Here is a 17246-nt window from a genome sequence, read left to right as displayed (position 1 = left end):
GCAAGGGGGGAACCGCCGCCCGGCGGTACGGGGCGCTACCGGCCGGAGCTGGAGCGGAGGTCGAGGAGCTGCGTGGTGAGCGCCTCGAGCTGCAGGTCGTTGACTGTCTCGACCTGGCGGACGGCGTCGGCGGACCAGGCCTCGGCGCCGTGGACGGCACCGAGGACGGCACCGGCCATGGCCGCGATCGTGTCGGTGTCGCCGCCGATGCCGGCCGCCGTGCACACGGTCTGCCACGGGTCGAGGTCGAGCGCGACGAGCGCCAGGGCGGCGACGACGGACTCCTGCGAGGCGACGCTGGTGCCGATCAGACCGGACACCGCGTCGGTCCGCTGGGCCGCCGGGACGGTCGGCAGGTGGCCGCGGGCCCAGTCGACGCGCTCGGCGATCGAACCACCGGCGACCCAGTGCCCGCGGGTCGCACCGATCCGGGCGGCGGCGACCGCGACGTCGAGGGCCTCGGCACGCGTGGCTCCGTCGATGCCGGCCGAGACCGCTGCCGCGACGGCGCTGGCCCCCGCGATGCCGAGCCCGGTGTCGTGCGTGACCCGGCAGGCGTCCTGCACGGCGTCCACCAGCGCGGTCAGCCCGGCTGCGCCGACGCCGAGCGGTGTCGCGATCCCGACCGGGGTGATCCGCATCGCGGCGCCGTTCGTCGTCCCCGTCGAGCCCGCGTCAGCCGCGGGGACACCGTCGAGGATGCGCTGCACGGCGGTCTTGGTGCTCGGCCCCAGCAGGTCGAGGGAGCCCTTGGCCGCCATGGCACGCTCCCAGTCGATGAGCGCACGGGCGAAGTCGACGGGGTCCAGCCGACCCTGCCCCTGCACGAGCAGCTCGGCGACGAGGACGGCCTGCTCGGTGTCGTCGGTGATGCTGCCCGCCGGCATGCCGTGGGCGATGCGCTGGTTCGGCCCGGCATCGACGAACCCGCTGATCGTCCCGTGGTCGGCGCGGATCTGCTCGAGCGACATCGACTGCGTCGGCATGCCGAGCGCGTCGCCGATCGCAAGGCCCCGGAAGGCGGCGAGGGCGTGCTCGGCGGCGGTGCTGGTCGTCGTCATCGTGCGCTCCCGAACGTCATGTGGATGCGGAACCGGCTCGGGTCGAGCAGGCTGTCGACAGCCTCGACGAAGGTGCCGTCGGCCGTGCGCGAGACGCGTCGGCTGTGGAGGAACGGCTCCCCCGCCGTCCTGTGGAGGAGCACCGCGTCCTCCTCCGTCAGCGGGAGCACGTCGACCCACTGCTCGGCGAGCGCCGGCACGAGGCCCGTCTCCGCGATCGTGGCGGTGAGCGACCCGTCGACCAGACCCTCGTCGACGGCGCGGGCGAGCCTCCCGACCGGCGGCACCAGGCTGCGTTCCAGGGAGATGTCCGGACCACCGACCACGTGGCGGACGCGGTCGACGGCGACGAAGTCGGCGTCGTCGAGCCCGAGCTCCGCGGCGAGGGCCGGGGCGCTCACGGCGGCGATGCGGAGGACGCGGACGGCGACCTCCGTCCCGGTCGCCTCGAGCGAGCGGGCCCATCCGCTGCGCGGATCGAGCGCGGCACCGTCGAAGGTGACGACCGAGCCGATGCCGCCGTGGATGGCGATGTACTCCTCGTCGGCCAGGTCGGCGAGCGCGGCGCGGACGGTGCCCCGGCTGACGGCGAACCGCTCGGCCAGGTCGTGCTCGCCGGGGAGGCGCTGGCCCGTCGCGTACCGACCGGTCGCGATCGCGTCGCGCAGGGCGTCGGCGACGAGGCGTCGCTTCGGTGAAACGGGCATGCCGAGGAGACTACATGTACAAGACTTGTACAGGGAGCGCAGCGTCCGTGGTGTCCGGCTCCCGTCGAGGTCGACGTGCCCGGACAGGGCTGCAGCGCCCGGTCACACCCCGTCGGTCGGGCTCAGGTTCTGCGCCGCCCACCGCGTGAGTTCCGTGATCGCCGGCCGCATGGCAGCGCCGCGCTCCGTCAGTTCGTACCTGACCGGCCCGTCGTCCGACACCGTGCGCGAGACCAACCCGAGGTCGACGAACTCGCCGAGCCGCTCGGTGAGGACCCGGTCACTCATCCCGGGGACGGCGCGCTCTCTCGGTCGGACCGGGGCTGGCGGATCACGCGGCTCGTCCAGCACCTGTCGTGGACCGACGCTCCGCCGGCGGGCATGCCCGCGTGAGCAGTCCGGACGGTCGAGGTCAGTTCCCCCAGACGTTGGGGACGACCTCGTGCAGCGCCGTCGGCCCCCGGTCGGTGTAGCCGTCGGACACCAGGGAGACCCGGTGTCCGTCGTCGCCGTCCATGGTCACGAGCACCTCCGCGGCCGGCACGTGGGTCCCGCCGCACATGCCGTAGTCGTCCGGGCTGTCCTGGTCCACGTCCAGGGCGATCAGACATGCCCCACCGTTCGAGGCCGCCGCCACCCAGTAGGTCGTGCCGTCCCGCTCGCCGGCGCGACGCTGGCTGTTCGGCACGACCTCCTCGAGCGTCGACGCAGCGACCTCGGACTCCGGGAACGCGTCGGTCGCGGCGAAGGGCCGGTGCAGGATCGCCAGGTGCTCCGGCAGCCCCGGCGACGCGGACGCCGTCGGCCTCGCCGCGATGGCTGACGGTGTCGTCCCGCCGTCGGGTGCGTCGGTGCACCCCGTCGTGCCGATCGTCACGGTCGCCAGTACGACGGCTGCGCAGAGTGTGGTCAGTGTCCGCATCGTGTCCCCCCCGGGTCCGTGGTCGCACGGTAGCAGGCACTGACTGCCCCGGGGAAGACCCGGTCCGGCGGACCCGAGCGGCCCGGCGACCGCTCACGGGATCGGGATGGGGTCCCACGCGCCGTTCAACCGGAGGGTGAAGCGCAGCGGCTCGTCGTTCGGCCGGAACGACGTGCTGGGCCCGAAGTCGAGCCCGTCCGTCTTCGCCACGTCGGCCCCGACGCTGACCCGCTGGGACGCGTCCACGGGGTCGACCGAGTCGGCCGCTGCGATCTTCTCCTGGAGCTCCCCGACGGACGTGTCCGGCAGGTCGAGCTGCTCGAGGACGTCGCGGTACCCGTCGACGCCGGCCTCCGCGCCCTCCACCGGCACGGTGTTCACGCGCAGGTGGAACAGCCGCCCCTCCGGCAGGACCACCTCGCCCGACCGGTCCGTCACCTCCTGCGCGTTGTCGAGCGCGTCGAAGATCACCTGGGTCGCCTGCACCCGGACCTCCTCGCCGCCGGGGAGCAGGAACCGCACCGGGCGTCCCCCGCCGGACTCCGAGGCGTACGCCCCGACCCGGGTCCGCGCTCCCCCCGGGACGTCGGTGTCGATCCCGAACGCCTCGACCGAGGGCGGCACCGTCAGGTCCCAGGTCTCGACCCCGTCCTCGACCGTCATCGCCGTCGGCTCGGGGCCGACGTGGCTCACACCGTGCCGACTCGCTCCGGCGGTGCACCCGGCGAGCAGCGCGACCGCGACAGCAGCGACAGCCGCGACAGCAGCCGAACGCGCGCTCCTGGTCGACGCCCCAGCGACGGCATCGTTGGTTCCGACCCCCATGCCGGGCATGCTATCTGCGTCCGGCGCGGACGTCAGGCCGGATCCGTTCAGCGCTCGGGACGCGGACCGCCCCTGACGATGAGCACCACCAGGAGCACCGCCGCCCCCAGCAACAGGAGACCGAACGGCCCCGCTGCCCCGCCGAAGCTCGCGGCGACACCGAGCCAGACGATCCCGCCCACCCCCGTCAGCACGGCCAGGACGCCCGCCCCGGCATCGAGCAGTCCGCGGGGGGCGGGCACCACCACCAGCGCGATGACCGTGAGCACGGCCGCTGCCGGCGCACCCCACGTGAGCAGCCCGTACGCGATCCCGTTGTACGAAGCCAGTCCGAGCGGGTGGCTCACGACCACGAAGGGCAGCGGCAGGACCATCAGCACGTCCAGGACCAGGACGAGCAGGGCGAACAGCCGCCAGCGGCGACGGACGTGCGGTCGCGGTTCCGACATGGTCTCCCCCTCGTCACCGCGCACGGTCGGCGCGGCCCCCGCCTGCAGTCTGCCCGACCGGGCCGGTCACGGCCAGGAGGCCCGTGGCGGTGCCGCAGTGCGCCTCCCGTCCGCACTGTGGTCGCCGTCGGACGACCGGGAGCGGGCGACGGGCGAGGGCTGGCCAGCGGCGGGCCCCGGCCGACGGGCGGCGTGCACCGAGCGACGCCTCGTCAGGCCGCGAGGAACCGCAGCACCGCCAGCACCCGCCGGTGGTCGCTCGGCGCCGCCTCGAGGCCGAGCTTCCCGAACACCGCCGTGACGTGCTTCTCGACCGTGCCGCCGGACAGGAACAGCGTCTCGGCGATCGCGGTGTTCGAGCGCCCCTCCGCCATCAGCCGCAGCACGTCGGTCTCGCGCGCCGTCAGTCGTTCGAGCCGGTCGTGCAGGGGCCGCGGTGCCTGCACGAGCGCCGCCGCGACCTCGGGGTCGAGCACGACGTTGCCCGCGGCGACCTGCTGCAGCGACTCGATGAACGTGGCGACCTCGGCGACGCGGTCCTTGAGCAGGTACCCGACGCCGACGGTGGCGACGTCGAGCAGCGTCCGGGCCCACCGCACCTCGGCGTACTGGGAGAACAACAGCACGCCGACGTCGGGCCGTGCGGCCTTGAGGCGGACGGCGGCCCGCACCCCCTCGTCGGTGTGCGTCGGCGGCATCCGGATGTCCATCACCACGACGTCGACGGTCGCCGTCCCGAGCGCGGCCAGGGCGGCGAGCGCGGCGTCCCCGTCGCCGACCGCGGCCACGACCTCGTGCCCACGGCCCTGCAGCAGGGCGGCCAGCCCCTCGCGCACGATCGTGTTGTCGTCCGCGATGAGCACCTTCACCGTGCGGCCCCGAGCGGCATGGTCATCCGCACGGTGGTCGGTCCACCGGTGGGGCTGTCGACGTCGAGCCGTCCGTCGACCGCGCGGAGCCGCTCGAGCAGTCCGGCGAGTCCGGTGCCGTGACCGCCGTCGGTCCCGAGCGCGACGTGGGCACCGCCGCGGCCGTCGTCCGTCACCGTGACGACGAGCTCCGTCCCGACCTGCCGCACGTCGACCGTGGCCGTGGCGGCCTCGGCGTGCTTCGACACGTTCGTCAGCAGTTCGAGCACCCCGAAGTAGGCGACGCCCTCGACGACCGTGGACGGCCGCTCCGGCAGGTCGACCGTGAGCCGCACCGGGAACGGGGTGCGGGCGCAGGCGGAGGTGAGCGCCGCCTCCAGGCCCGCGTCGAGGACGGGCGGGTGGATCCCGCGGGCGAGGGCGCGGAGCTCGACGAGCGCTTCCTTCGTCGAGGTGTGCGCCCGGGCGACGAGCGCCTCGACGTCGGCTGCGTCCTGTCCGGTCTGCAGCCGGTCGCGGGCGTCGCCGAGGGTCATCGCGAGGCCGACCAGCCGGGCCTGCGTACCGTCGTGCAGCTCCCGCTCGATGCGGCGCAGGGTGGCGTCCGCGTCGACGACGGCGGCGTCGCGGGAGGCGGTGACCTCGGCGAGGCGACGGTCGCGGGCGGTGGCGCCGAGCATCGAGCGGACCACCACGCGCTGCAGGGCGCCGAGGCCGTGGTTGACCGCCGGCCAGACCGCGACGAGCAGGACGAGTCCGAGGGCGGCGAACGCCAACTGCAGCGGCGTGGTGTCGACGAAGACGCCGAGCACCTGGGCACCACGGTGCGGCAGCCCGTCGTTCCCGACCTGCTCGGGCAGGTACCGCCCCCACACACTGTGGGTGAGCGCCCCGAGCGCGGTGAGCAGGACCGCCAGCGACACGGCGGCGGCGACGGTCGTCACCACGAAGCCGACGAGCAGGTACGCGAAGGCCCGCCAGAGCCCCGCGTCACGCAAGTGCGCCGTCACCCAGCCGACGACGCCCGGGCGGTGCGGGCGGCGGGGCGGTGCGGACACGGGCTGACCGAGGAGCGCGGCGGACATGCGGCGCGTGACCGCGGCGAACCACCGTGACCCACCGAGCAGGAAGGCGCTGACCACCAGACCGATCCACGTGACGCCGAGCGGGATGCCGGCCGACAGGGTCAGCGTGAACCAGGTCACCGCCCCGACGGCGATCGGCAGGTGCGCCAGGTGGAAGGCGAATTGCCGCCAGGTGGCCCCGTCGACGAGGGCGCGCACGGGACGGAACCGCGGGGCGGCGACGTGCGTGACGGCGGGGGCGGGGACTGCGCGGGACATGTGACCTCTTCTGTCGGTGCGGGCTGGTGCTGTGACACCAGCCTCGCGACGCCGGGGCTCCGGCACACCGGGGCCAGCCCCCGCGGTGGTGGGGGCCGTCCCCCGGTTTCCCACCGACGGACGGGAGGCGCGGCGCACGTCCGCAGCGCGCCTCCCGTCCGGTGGGTGGTGACGCCTACAGGACGACGACTGTGGTGCCGGCGGACGTCGCCGGGCGGTCCATCGCAGCGAGCGCCTCGCCGGCCTCCTCGAGCCCGATCGTCCGGCCGACGAGCGGTGCGGGGTCGAGGGTGCCGGCGGCGATCTCGGCGAGCATCGCCGGGTACTCGTGGGCGGACATGCCGTGGCTGCCGAGCAGTTCGAGCTCGAGGCCGATGACGCGGCCGAGGTCGACCTGTGGGGTGGCGTCCTCGCCGGCGAGGAGCCCGACCTGCACGTGCCGACCACCGGGCCGGAGGGCGGCGATGCCCTGTCGGACCAGGGAGGCGCGTCCCAGGGCCTCGACGACGACGTGCGCGCCACCGTCGGTCGCCGTGCGGAGCTGGCCGTCCACGTCGTCGGTGCCGGCGTCGACCGTGGTGGTCGCGCCGAGGGTCCGGGCGAGGGCGAGCGCGTCGGCCGAGACGTCGACCGCGGTCACCTGCGCGCCGCGGGACACGGCGACGACGATCGCGGAGAGCCCGACTCCCCCGCAGCCGAACACGACGACGTGCTCGCCGGCGGCGGTGCGGGCACGGTTGACGACCGCGCGGTAGGCGGTGGCGAACCGGCAGCCGAGGCCCGCGGCGGTGGCGTCGTCGATGGCGTCCGGCACGGCGACGAGGTTCGTGTCGGCGTGGTGCACGACGACCCGCTCGGCGAAGGACCCGGGGCGGTCGAACCCGGGCTGGGTCTGGTTCGGGCAGATGCTCTGGCGTCCGGCGACGCACGTCGGGCAGGTGCCGCACGCGTTCACGAACGGAGCGGTGACACGGGCGCCGGGCTGCCACTGCCGGACGTCGCCGCCGACCTGCTCGACGACGCCGACGAACTCGTGGCCCGGCACGTGCGGCAGCGCGACGGTGTCGTCGTGCCCGTGCCAGGCGTGCCAGTCACTGCGGCAGACACCCGTCGCGACCACACGGACCACGGCGGCGTGCGGCGGGCACTCCGGGTCGGGGACCTCGGTGACGGCAGGGGTCGCGGAGAAGGTGTCGAAGGTGACGGCGCGCATGGGCACGATCCTCCCATCCCGGCCCGTAGTGTCGACGGCGTGGTGACCGCCAGGACCTTCCCGTTCTCCCCGCGCAGCGCCACCGCGCTCCGGGTCGGGGACCTCGTCCCCGTGCAGGGCGAGAGCGGGTGGTGGTCGTGTCTGCAGGTCCTCGAACTGCAGCCGCGCGTCCGTGTGAACCTCGTCGTCGGGGTCCTCGACTGGCGGGCGGACGGGCCGCCGACACCGGAGACCGTCAGCGGCGTCGCGCCGCTCGAGCGCGCCGCGACCCGGATCGAGGTGTTCACCGAGGGCGGCCTGGAGGTCGTCGGATCGGTGCCTCCTAGTGACGCCGGACAGGAGCCCTGGTTCGGCCCGGCGTACATCGGCAAGCGGACGCATGTGTGGGGCTGGATGGCCACCATCCGGCTGGCTCGCGGGTACGCCGACACCGGGGTGCTGCCGTACCGCTCCTCGGGGCCGGCCGGCGAGGGCGACCCGACGGTCAGCACTCCGGGTGGTCGCTGACCGGACGCGTGGCCGAGGTGTGCACACCCGGCGCCGGGGTCGCACGCTCCCGCACGAGCGTGGACACCTCGTCGATCGTCTCGGCCAACGACCGCTCCCCGGCCCCCGCCGCCCACTGTTCGAGGGCGACCTGGAACACGAGGACGCCGAGTTCCGCCACGACGGTCGCCTGCAGCGGGGTCTCCCCCCGCTCGACGAAGGCGGCCTGCGCGGCACGCACCAGGTCGGACCGCTTGCGGGCGTCCCGGTCGCGGAGCTCGTCGTTCCCCTCGATGATCCGGCGCCACGCCGCGGTCTGCTCGTGGTTCCCGTCGAAGCGCGCCGCCGCGACCTGGTGCAGCACGCGGCGGACCACCTGCATCGGCTCGAGGTCCGCCGGTGCCTCGACGATCAGCCGCGCCGCGGTCTCGGGGATCTCGGACCCGGCGAAGACGACCTCGCGCTTGTCCCCGAAGTGCCGGAAGAACGTGCGGGTGGTCAACCCGGCCCGGGCGGTGATCTGCGGAACCGTCGTGGCGGCGAACCCCTGCTCGGCGAAGAGCTCGAACGCGGCACGCTCGAGCCGTCCTCGTGCATCCGGAGCCCATCGCATCGGCCGATCGTACCTGACGACACGGCGTGCCATCGGGCGTACGATGACATCACGTGTCATCAAGCACACGGCCCACCGGAGCGAGGAGCTCGCATGGCAACCCCTACCCCCGCCAACGAAGCACTGTGGCTGCTCGGCCCGCGCGGCCCGTTCGAGGTCCGTCCCACCCCGGTGCCGACCCCCGCCGCCGGACAGGTCGTCGTCCGCGTCCGTGCCGTGGCGGTGAACCCCGTCGACGCGATCACCGGCCCGCTCCGGCGCCTCGTGACCCCGTGGGTGCGCTTCCCCACCGTCCTCGGCAGCGACGTCGCCGGCGAGGTCCTCGCCGTCGGGACGGACGTCACGGACCTCGCGGTGGGCGACCGGGTGACCGCGTTCGCCGCCGGACAGGAGAAGCCGCGGAACAGCGCGGCCGAGGGCGGCTTCCAGCGGATCGTGACGGTCCTCGACCGCGTCACCACGCGCCTCCCGGACGACCTGTCGTTCGAGCAGGCCGCCGTCCTGCCGCTCGCACTGGCGACGGCGGCGGCCGGCCTGTACGAAGCCGACCAGCTGGCACTCCCCCTGCCCGGCGACGGGGCGGACCGGAGCGACCAGGTCGTCCTCGTCTGGGGCGCGTCGACGAGCGTCGGGAGCAACGCCGTCCAGCTCGCCCGCGCGAGCGGCTACACGGTGGTCGCGACGGCCGGACGGTCGAACCACGACCTCGTCCGCTCCCTCGGTGCCGAGGCGGTCCTCGACTACCGGGACGACGACGTGGACGGCGAGGTGGCCGCGGCACTGCGGGGACGTCTGCTCGCGGGCACGATCGCCATCGGCAGCGGGTCGCTCGGGCACGCCCTGCGCATCACCCGGCGCGCGTCCGGGACGAAGCGGATCGCGTCCGCCTACCCGGACCCGGTGACCGCGGTGCGCTCGCGGATCGCGCGCCTCCGCGGCATCCGCGTCTCCGCCATCTGGGGCGGGACCCCGGTGGTCTCCCCCGTCGGTCCGGCCGTCTTCCGCGACTTCCTGCCCGGCGCGCTGGCCGACGGACGCTTCCGCGCGGCCCCGGAGGCGATGGTCGTCGGACACGGACTGGAGGCCCTCCCCGGCGCCCTGCAGACGCTGCGGGACGGCGTCTCCGCCCGCAAGGTCGTCGTCGGGATGGACGACTGATGCCGCAGCAGCGCACGGTCCTGGTCCTGGGCGCGACCGGGCAGACCGGTCGCCACCTCACGTCCCTCGCCCTGGAGGCAGGTCACCGCGTCCGCGCCCTCGCTCGGACACCCGCGAAGGCCGGTCCGTCCCGCCCGGGGTTGGAGGTGCGCCGGGGTTCCATCACGGACGAGCTGGACCTGGACGGGCTGCTCGACGGCGTCGACGCCGTGGTGTCCCTGCTCGGGGACGTGCAGGCGCAGCGGACCAGGCAGGTCAACACCGGATTCGTCCGACGTCTCGTCCCCGCGATGCGACGGACCGGCGTGCGGCGGTTCCTGTACCAGGCCGGTGCCCTGAGTGCGCCGCCGCACCAGCGCCTGTCGCCGGTGCTCTGGGCGATCCGGAACACCGTCGCACGCTCGTACGACGGCCAGCACCGGGACAACGAAGCCGTCATGCGGTACCTGGCAGACGAGGCGATGGACCTCGAGTGGACGGTGCACCGAGCCGGGATCGGGTCGGACGGTCCGTCGAAGGGCGTGCTCGAGCGGACTCAGGGCACGCCGGGCATCGGGACGTTCGGGGACTGCGCCGCGTACGACCTGCGGTTGCTCGACGATGCGGACGCCGTGCACACGTGCGACCTCAGCGCGTACCGGAAGAACCCGCTCGGCTGACCAGGGGCGGCCGCCCCCCTGCGCCACCCGTCGTCCGACGAGTGTCCCCGAGGCGCAGGCCACGGAACGCGGATCGTGCATCGCCGACCGTGCCGAGGGGAGTCGACGGGAGCGAGACAACCCCGAAACTGAGCGGTCCTGCAGGTATTACCGACCCTGTCCACCCCCCGAAGATGGGTGGCACCGCCGGGCGGACGCCGACCTACCTTCCGTCGTGAGAGTCACGCAACGGAAGGAACACCATGCAACGACGCGTGGGAATGCGGGTCGCCGCGATGTCCATCGCCGCCGGGACCGCCCTGGGAGGCGCGCTCGTGGTCGCGAGCCCCGCCGCGGCCGCACCTGGGGACGCCGCCGCCGTCGGGATCAGCGCCGACGTCGCGGTACCGACCCTCGCCGGCGTCGCCGCGGTCACCGCCGACGTGTCCGCCGGTGCCGTCTCGGTCGCCGGATCGGGGACCGACGAGTTCGACGGCGCCGCCTCGGCCCTCGTCCAGGCAGCGGCCGCCGACATCGGAGCGGACGTCGTCACGACGAGCGCGAGCAGCGACGCCGCCCGGTCGACGGCGTCCGCGGAGATCGCCGGAGCCTCGGTCGAGCTCTTCGGGCTCGACGTCCTCACCGCCGACGCGGCGACCGCCACCGCGGTCTGCCCGGTCGGCGGCACCCCGACGAGCGACGCGTTGCTCACCGGTCTGACCGTGCTCGGGCAGGGCGTCACCCTGGACGCCGACACCCCCACCTTCTCGACCTCGGCGGCGCTCACGGGTGCCCTGGCCAACGTCACCCTGACCGTCGACCTGGCACGCACCACGACCACCACGGGCACGACCGCCACCGCCACCGCGGTCGTCGCCACCGTCACCCTCGACGGTGACGCGGCCGGTGTGCCCCTCACCGACGACACCGTCGCCACCGTCGTCCTGGCGCAGGCGAACTGCGAGACCCCGACCGCTGCGGCAGCGCCGGTCACCGTCACCGACCTCACGCCCGGCACCGGCCCCACCACCGGCGGCCAGACCGTCACGATCACCGGCACCGGCTTCGGGACCGACACGACCGTCACCTTCGGCGGCGTCCCGGCCACCGACGTCACCGTCGCCGCCGACGGCACCTCCCTCACCGCGGTGACCCCGGCCGGGACCGCGGGTACGACCACCGCGGTCGTGTCGAGCGGCGGCACCGTCGTCGGCCTCCCCTACGTCTACGTCGCCCCCACGGTCACCGCGCTCTCCCCCGCCGAGGGCCCGACCACCGGTGGCACGCCCGTCACCATCACCGGCACCGGACTGCAGGCCGCCGACGAGGTGCGCTTCGGCGACACCCTCGCCGAGGTGCAGTCCGTGTCCGACGACGGCACGACGATCGTCGTGACGGCCCCCGCCGGTACCGGCCTGGTCGACGTCACCGTCGGCTTCCCCGGTGACACGGCCCTCACCGCACCGACGCAGTTCCGGTACGTCGCGCCCGCAGCGGCGACGACCGTGACGGGCGTGAGCCCCGCCTCCGGCCCGACCGCCGGCGGCCAGACCGTCGTCGTCAGCGGCACCGGTCTCGCCGGCACCACCGAGGTCACCTTCGACGGCGTCCCCGCCACGATCGTCGGCACCCCGACGGACACGAGCGTCACCGTCACCACGCCGGCCGGCACCACCGGGACGGCCGACGTCGCCGTCACCGGCCCGGACGGCACGACCGTCGCCGAGGACGCCTACGCCTACCTGCCCGTCCCCGCGATCACCGGCACCACCCCCGGCACCGGACCCACCACCGGCGGCACGACCGTCACGGTGGCCGGTGACGGCTTCGTCCCCGGAGCCACCACCGTGACGATCTGCGGGATCACCATCGAGGCGGCCGACGTGACCGTCTCCGAGGACGGCACCGTGCTGACGTTCGTCACGCCGGCCTGCGAGGAGGGCGACGCCGCCGTCACGGTCGGCACCGCCGGCGGGACGAGCGGCGAGGCGGCCTTCGGCTACCGCGAGGTCGGTGACGTCACGGACGGCGGCACCGGCGGCACGGGCACGGTCGGGAACGGCACCGGTTCCACCGGCAGCCTCGCCTTCACCGGTTCCGACCCGCGGCCGGGCATCGTGGCCGCGATCGCGCTGCTCCTCCTGGGCGCGGCGACGGCGGTGTTCGGGTCCCGCCGACGCCGATCGGTCTGACCCGGGGCACACCCCGCGTCGACCGACACGAGGGCCGGTCCGCACCCGTCAGGGTGGGGCCGGCCCTCGTGGCGTGCGCGGACAGCAGCCCGCGGGCGGACGGACGGGAGGCGCGGTGCCAGCCGGCACCGCGCCTCCCGTCCGGTGGTCAGACGCCGAGTCGGGTCTCGATGCGGTAGCCGTACCCGTCGGCCGCGAGCGGCCGGTGCAGCCGCGCGTGCGTGGCCGACCACATCTGCCCCAGGTAGCGGAGTCGTTCCGGAGCCATGCCACGGACGGTCAGGTCCACGTCCTGGGCTCCGGAGTCCTGCAGCACCAGGGTGCGCAGTGTGCCGGTCGGGTCGAGGGTGACGTGCTTGGCGGTGGTCATGGTGGAACTCCTTCATCGCGCTCCGCACCGGGGACCGGGGTCCCCGGGACCCGGAGGGTCGGGGGCGCTGTCTCCACGATCCTCTGCCGGGGGTGCGCGCCGACACAGGGCGTCCGCGGCGGTCGGACGAGGTCGCCCCGTCAGCCCACCACGCAGTGCGTGACGGCGTCGAGCCTGAGTGTCGATGCCTCGTGTCCGGGCGGTGCGACGGGGTACGACACGTCGACGAACAGGTCACCGGCGCGCGTCGAGACGACCAGCTGCGAGACGCCACCGGTGTCGTCGTCCGTCTCCACCTCGACGGAGCGGCCGTGTGCCTCGGCGTCCCGTCGGATGGCGTCGAGGGCGGCCTGGACGTCCTCGACCTCGTGCGACTCGAGGCTCACACTCACCCAGTCGACGCCGTCGTACCCGACGGACAGGTCGCAGATGTCCCGCCGGCCCCAGTCCACCTCGTCGGACGGTTCGCTGCCGGGCTCGGCGGCGTACCCGGACTCCGGCTGTTCCGGCAGGGTGGCGAGGGCGTCGGCGAAGACCTGCTCCAACTCGTCTCGCATCGCTTCCGGGTCCTGCCGTTCCGCGGGCATCGTGCGGTCGAGCGCGGCCTGGTACTCCTGCGCGTCCGGGATGCGGGTCGCGAAGAGCGCCGGCGCCAGCAGTGCCGTCACGAGCAGACCCGAGGCGCCGCCGACGAGCGCGCCCACGACGGACGGGGACCGCCGGACGGCGCAGAGGACGGCGAGGACGACGGCGGCCGCCATCGGGACGAGCCCGCCGAGGACGATGGCGACGATCCAGACCTGGAGGAACTCGGACGCGTTCGCGTTGCCCCCGGTCGAGGAGTCGAGGTCGAAGCCGACCAGGACGACCAGTGCGACGACCGCCAGCACCGGGCCCAGGACCGCCAGGGCGACGGACCACGGCCGCAGCGACCGCCCGTCCGTCCGAGGCACCAGGTCGTCGCGCTGCACGTTCGTCATGATCCCCCCGACCAGTCAGTGGCTCCACCGTAGCCAGGGAGCACGCTCGTTGTCCGTCCGGCGCCGGCTGAACGCTCCCGCAGCGGTGGTGTGGCGTTCCCCCAGCACGTCCTGGGACCGTCGGCGGACCACCCCACCGGAAGAGGATCCGATGCCGACGCTGTCCCGCCGCTCCCTCCTGCTCGGCGGTGGGTCGCTCGTCGCCGCAGCCGCAGCCGGCGCCGTCCTGCTCGAGGAGGGCGTCCTGCCCGGCCGGGCCGTCGTCGAACGGAAGCTCGGCATCACCGGACCCGTCGGGGTCGTCCCCGCCGCCAGCACGGGTCCGAGGACCAGTGGCTCGTTCACGTCGGCGGCCCGCGGCGGGACGCCGACCGGCTGGACGATCAGCTACCCGCCCGGCTCGGCCGAGGGCGACCACCTGCCCGTCGTCGTCTCCCTGCACGGGTACGGCGGCGACCACCGCAGTAGCTTCGACCACGGCATGCACCTCGACCGGTTCCAGGCGCACGCCCGGGCCGAGGGCGGACCAGCCGTCGCGATCGCCTCGGTCGACGGCGGGAACGACTACTGGCACACGCGGACGTCGGGACGCGACCCGCAGCGGATGCTCGTCGACGAGTTCCTGCCCCTCCTCCGACGGCGCGGGCTCGACACCACCCGACTCGGGCTGTCCGGGTGGTCGATGGGCGCGTACGGCGCACTGCTCGTCGGCAGCACGCTGGGACCGGACCGGGTGCGCGCGGTCGCGGCGAGCTCGGTGGCGCTGTGGCCCACGCGGGTCCGCTCGGCAAGCGGAGCGTTCGACGGTGACGAGGACTTCGCCCGCAACGACCTGACCACCCGCACGGCGGCGCTCGGTGCCCTGGCGGTGCGGATCGTCTGCGGCACGGCCGACGCGTTCTGCCCAGGGAACGAGCAGTTGGTGCGGCGGATCTCCCCGACTCCTCCGTCGAGCTTCACGCACGGGGCGCACGACTGGGACTACTGGCGGCGGGTGGCGCCGGAGCAGCTGCGGTTCGTGGCCGGGAGGCTGTGACCGGCTGGGCGACGGACGGCGGGTTCCGGGGGTCCCCACTCGTCGCAGCGGACGGCTGCCCGCCCCGTCAGGGTCGGTCGACGGGCCGCTGCTTCGTCCTGCGGAGCCCGAAGCGCCAGAACCACGTCCCCGTGCCGAGCCAGAGGATGCCGAGCGCCACGTTGAGGACCACGAGGACCAGATCAGGTTCCGGTCGGACCAGGCGCACGACCGACGTGGCGAGGAACACCGTGCCGAAGACGAGCCCGATCGTGCCCACCACCTTCGCACTCACACTGTCCACGGGTCGACCGTACTGGCCGTCGACCTGTGGACGTCGAGCACGACCCGCGTCAGCCGCCCGTCAGCTCCCGGACCAGTGCCGGGATCCGCTCCCGGAACGGGAAGAAGCCGCGCGACGCGTACGGCCACGCGGCACCGTCCCACCGCCGGCGGACGGTGACGAGCGTGACGCCCTCTGCGGCGAGGGCCGATCGCAGCGCACCGAGCCGCTCGTGCACCGGGCCGACCGGCGCGTACGGGACCAGCACGGTGTCGAGTCCCTCGGACTCCGCCAAGCGCTGGATCGTGGACGGCAGGGTGTCGGCCAGCACCTCGCCCGGACGTCCGTCCGCGTCGCGGGGCCGTGCAGCGGCGTCGTCGAGGGCGGCCGTCGTGTCGTGGGTCTCGGGGTCGCCATCTCGGGAGGACTTGGCCTGCTCGGTTCGTGATCGAACTACCTCACAGTCCGATCGTCAGCTGAGACGGAACCTCAGGGCAGTGCGCGCTCCCAAGCCTCAAGCCACGGCAGCGCATCTCGCAGATCGGTCGTATCGAGGGAATGTGTCGCCGCTCCTCGTGCTGCGGTGCCGGCGTTCAGGGCAAGCGAAGCCGGCACGGCATCGAACAGCGGAATGTCGGATCGGCTGTCTCCGATCGCGCAGCAACGATCAGTCCGGATGCCGCGATCTGCAGCGAGATGCAGCGCTCGGTCACGCTTGTCCCACTCGTCGAAGTGCACCTCAACGGTGCCATCGAAGGCGCCCCCTTCGATACGTGGTGTTGGACCTCCGTTGGCGGTGAAACCATGCCGTCTTGCGATGGCGTGGCTCACAGGCGTCCACGCGAGGGAAGCGAGAACTGGCTCGATGCGGTGATCGTGGCACCACGCGACGACGGTGTCGGTGCCATCGATGGTCGGGAGCTCGTCAAGCCAATCAGCGACCACTCGGACCGAGGTGCCTCGCCAGCCGGCAGCGTCAATGGTGCTGACTTCCTGGTTCGTCAGCTCGCCCCGCGCGTAGCGTGCTTCGGCGGCGTCGAGTTCCGCCTGATGGCCGAAGCGTCGAGCCAGGAAGCTACTGCTCGACATCGTGGGGACGAGCGTGCCGTCGATGTCGAAGAAGACGATCCCCCGCGGGCTCATGTTCGCAGCGTAGCGAGACCGACAAGACGTGGGTCCGAACGTCTCGGTAGCCGATGGTTGACCGGGACGCCTCGTCATTCAAGGTCGAGGCAGAACGCCATCACGGCTTGCTGCACCGGAAGAAGTCCCGCTTTGAAGCCGTGCCCGACGAATGCGGGGTGTTCAACCGCGTCGGCACTCAGCTCACGACCGCGGACGAACGGTGGGCAGGGGTTGAAGCGAACCCCTGCTGGCGCGAGGTCGAGGAGCGCCGCCGTGATCCGGTACGGCTCGAGGGCCTCAGCGTGCGCACCGGGACCATCTGTGAGGATCACGTCCGCTGACCGCACAGCTGCCTCCAGGTCCTCAGTCCACGCAGCTCCCAGGGTTGCGAGTTCGGTCGGGCAGCTTTGGATCAGGTCGAGTTGCAGTACGCGAGCAGCTTCCTGCCATGCCTTGGCGATGTTGCCGTCAGCGCCCACGAAGAGGAAGCGAAGCGACGTGATGTCCCCCCGCTGTCCCAAGGAGTAGAGGTCGGACAGCACCTCGCATGGGTGATTCTCGTCGGTCATGGCGTTCACGACCGGCATCGCGTGAGCCGCGGCCAACGCTTCGACCACGGCGAGGTCATGGTGGCGCACCACGAGGAGGTCGGCCCAGTTGTCGAGGTACCGAGCGACATCTGCCAGCGCCTCTGGCTTGTCGAGCGTCGTATCCGGGAACACGATCGGTTCAAGCCCCATCAGCGAAGCGCCGCGCTCGAACGTGACCCTCGTACGCAGGCTGGTCGGTGGGAAGAACATGGCCGCTGAACCTGTCGTCACCGGTCCCCGGCCCTCTCGGTACGCGTCAGCCAGGTCGAAGACCGCATCGACGTCAGATGAAGACCAGTCATCAAGCTTGGCGAGAGAACGCATCCCACCACCGTAGAGACTGCCCGGAGCAGCACCGTCTCATGCAACCTGCGCCGAATGGTCGATGCGTCGGGTCGTCTGTGCCC

Annotated in this window: 21 protein-coding genes; 5 read left to right on the top strand and 16 right to left on the bottom strand. The window is 73.5% G+C overall.

Going from position 1 to position 17246, the window contains the following annotated elements; all coding sequences use genetic code 11:
- Positions 1 to 35 precede the first annotated feature (35 nt).
- The 9 genes from KM842_RS13620 to KM842_RS13580 form a co-directional block, all read right to left on the bottom strand.
- A complete protein-coding gene (locus KM842_RS13620) occupies positions 36 to 1061 on the bottom strand; it encodes an ADP-ribosylglycohydrolase family protein (protein ID WP_216259178.1) in 1026 nt (341 codons plus the stop codon).
- A complete protein-coding gene (locus tag KM842_RS13615; protein ID WP_216259177.1) occupies positions 1058 to 1768 on the bottom strand; it encodes a GntR family transcriptional regulator in 711 nt (236 codons plus the stop codon). Before KM842_RS13615 ends, KM842_RS13620 begins: the two co-directional genes overlap by 4 nt.
- A 102-nt stretch (positions 1769 to 1870) precedes the next feature.
- Positions 1871 to 2119, bottom strand: coding sequence for a winged helix-turn-helix transcriptional regulator (locus KM842_RS13610; protein ID WP_301183801.1), 249 nt, complete (start codon positions 2117 to 2119; stop codon positions 1871 to 1873).
- A 61-nt stretch (positions 2120 to 2180) separates the two neighbouring features.
- Positions 2181 to 2690, bottom strand: a complete 510-nt coding sequence (locus tag KM842_RS13605) for a hypothetical protein (RefSeq protein WP_216259175.1) — start codon at positions 2688 to 2690, stop codon at positions 2181 to 2183.
- 93 nt (positions 2691 to 2783) lie between these two features.
- Positions 2784 to 3515: a hypothetical protein gene (locus KM842_RS13600; protein WP_216259174.1), complete on the bottom strand. Its 732-nt coding sequence runs from the start codon at positions 3513 to 3515 to the stop codon at positions 2784 to 2786.
- 47 nt (positions 3516 to 3562) lie between these two features.
- A complete protein-coding gene (locus tag KM842_RS13595; protein WP_216259173.1) occupies positions 3563 to 3964 on the bottom strand; it encodes a hypothetical protein in 402 nt (133 codons plus the stop codon).
- A gap of 212 nt (positions 3965 to 4176) precedes the next feature.
- The gene (locus KM842_RS13590; RefSeq protein ID WP_216259171.1) at positions 4177 to 4833 is read right to left on the bottom strand and encodes a response regulator transcription factor; all 657 of its coding nucleotides are present in this window, start codon (positions 4831 to 4833) and stop codon (positions 4177 to 4179) included.
- Positions 4830 to 6176 carry a sensor histidine kinase gene (locus KM842_RS13585; RefSeq protein ID WP_216259169.1) on the bottom strand — a complete coding sequence of 449 codons (1347 nt, stop codon included), beginning with the start codon at positions 6174 to 6176 and terminating at the stop codon, positions 4830 to 4832. Before KM842_RS13585 ends, KM842_RS13590 begins: the two co-directional genes overlap by 4 nt.
- 175 nt (positions 6177 to 6351) lie before the next feature.
- Complete coding sequence (locus KM842_RS13580) at positions 6352 to 7389, bottom strand: alcohol dehydrogenase catalytic domain-containing protein (protein WP_216259166.1); 1038 nt, start codon at positions 7387 to 7389, stop codon at positions 6352 to 6354.
- A gap of 39 nt (positions 7390 to 7428) precedes the next feature.
- On the opposite strand from KM842_RS13580, the gene KM842_RS13575 reads away from it, so the two are divergent.
- Entirely contained in the window at positions 7429 to 7896 is a 468-nt protein-coding gene (locus KM842_RS13575; protein ID WP_216259165.1) for a hypothetical protein, read from the top strand.
- On the opposite strand, the gene KM842_RS13570 is transcribed toward KM842_RS13575, so the two are convergent.
- Entirely contained in the window at positions 7874 to 8488 is a 615-nt protein-coding gene (locus KM842_RS13570; protein ID WP_216259164.1) for a TetR/AcrR family transcriptional regulator, read from the bottom strand. The genes KM842_RS13575 and KM842_RS13570 overlap by 23 nt on opposite strands.
- Positions 8489 to 8581: 93 nt before the next feature.
- Between KM842_RS13570 and KM842_RS13565 the strand changes: the two genes are divergently transcribed.
- The 3 genes from KM842_RS13565 (at position 8582) to KM842_RS13555 (ending at position 12476) form a co-directional block, all read left to right on the top strand.
- Positions 8582 to 9646: a zinc-binding alcohol dehydrogenase family protein gene (locus KM842_RS13565; RefSeq protein ID WP_216259163.1), complete on the top strand. Its 1065-nt coding sequence runs from the start codon at positions 8582 to 8584 to the stop codon at positions 9644 to 9646.
- On the top strand, positions 9646 to 10305 hold the full coding sequence (locus KM842_RS13560) for an NAD(P)-dependent oxidoreductase (protein ID WP_216259162.1): 660 nt from the start codon (positions 9646 to 9648) through the stop codon (positions 10303 to 10305). Before KM842_RS13565 ends, KM842_RS13560 begins: the two co-directional genes overlap by 1 nt.
- A gap of 242 nt (positions 10306 to 10547) precedes the next feature.
- Positions 10548 to 12476: an IPT/TIG domain-containing protein gene (locus tag KM842_RS13555; protein ID WP_216259161.1), complete on the top strand. Its 1929-nt coding sequence runs from the start codon at positions 10548 to 10550 to the stop codon at positions 12474 to 12476.
- A 148-nt stretch (positions 12477 to 12624) separates the two neighbouring features.
- On the opposite strand, the gene KM842_RS13550 is transcribed toward KM842_RS13555, so the two are convergent.
- A complete protein-coding gene (locus tag KM842_RS13550; protein ID WP_216259160.1) occupies positions 12625 to 12846 on the bottom strand; it encodes a hypothetical protein in 222 nt (73 codons plus the stop codon).
- 140 nt (positions 12847 to 12986) lie between these two features.
- Positions 12987 to 13826 carry a hypothetical protein gene (locus tag KM842_RS13545; RefSeq protein WP_216259159.1) on the bottom strand — a complete coding sequence of 280 codons (840 nt, stop codon included), beginning with the start codon at positions 13824 to 13826 and terminating at the stop codon, positions 12987 to 12989.
- A 151-nt stretch (positions 13827 to 13977) separates the two neighbouring features.
- Between KM842_RS13545 and KM842_RS13540 the strand changes: the two genes are divergently transcribed.
- On the top strand, positions 13978 to 14862 hold the full coding sequence (locus KM842_RS13540; protein WP_216259158.1) for an alpha/beta hydrolase: 885 nt from the start codon (positions 13978 to 13980) through the stop codon (positions 14860 to 14862).
- Positions 14863 to 14929: 67 nt separating this feature from the next.
- Here the strand turns inward: KM842_RS13540 and KM842_RS13535 are convergent, their stop codons facing one another.
- The 4 genes from KM842_RS13535 to KM842_RS13520 form a co-directional block, all read right to left on the bottom strand.
- Positions 14930 to 15145: a hypothetical protein gene (locus tag KM842_RS13535; RefSeq protein ID WP_216259156.1), complete on the bottom strand. Its 216-nt coding sequence runs from the start codon at positions 15143 to 15145 to the stop codon at positions 14930 to 14932.
- 49 nt (positions 15146 to 15194) lie between these two features.
- Complete coding sequence (locus tag KM842_RS13530) at positions 15195 to 15419, bottom strand: hypothetical protein (RefSeq protein WP_216259154.1); 225 nt, start codon at positions 15417 to 15419, stop codon at positions 15195 to 15197.
- A 194-nt stretch (positions 15420 to 15613) separates the two neighbouring features.
- Positions 15614 to 16267, bottom strand: coding sequence for an HAD family hydrolase (locus tag KM842_RS13525; RefSeq protein WP_216259152.1), 654 nt, complete (start codon positions 16265 to 16267; stop codon positions 15614 to 15616).
- 74 nt (positions 16268 to 16341) lie between these two features.
- Positions 16342 to 17163, bottom strand: a complete 822-nt coding sequence (locus KM842_RS13520; protein WP_216259150.1) for an ornithine carbamoyltransferase — start codon at positions 17161 to 17163, stop codon at positions 16342 to 16344.
- Positions 17164 to 17246: the final 83 nt, after the last annotated feature.

Source organism: Curtobacterium sp. L6-1 (assembly GCF_018885305.1).
Lineage (GTDB): Bacteria > Actinomycetota > Actinomycetes > Actinomycetales > Microbacteriaceae > Curtobacterium > Curtobacterium aetherium.
The sequence above is the reverse complement of the archived record's forward strand: the minus strand, read 5'-3'. Positions and strand labels throughout refer to the sequence as shown.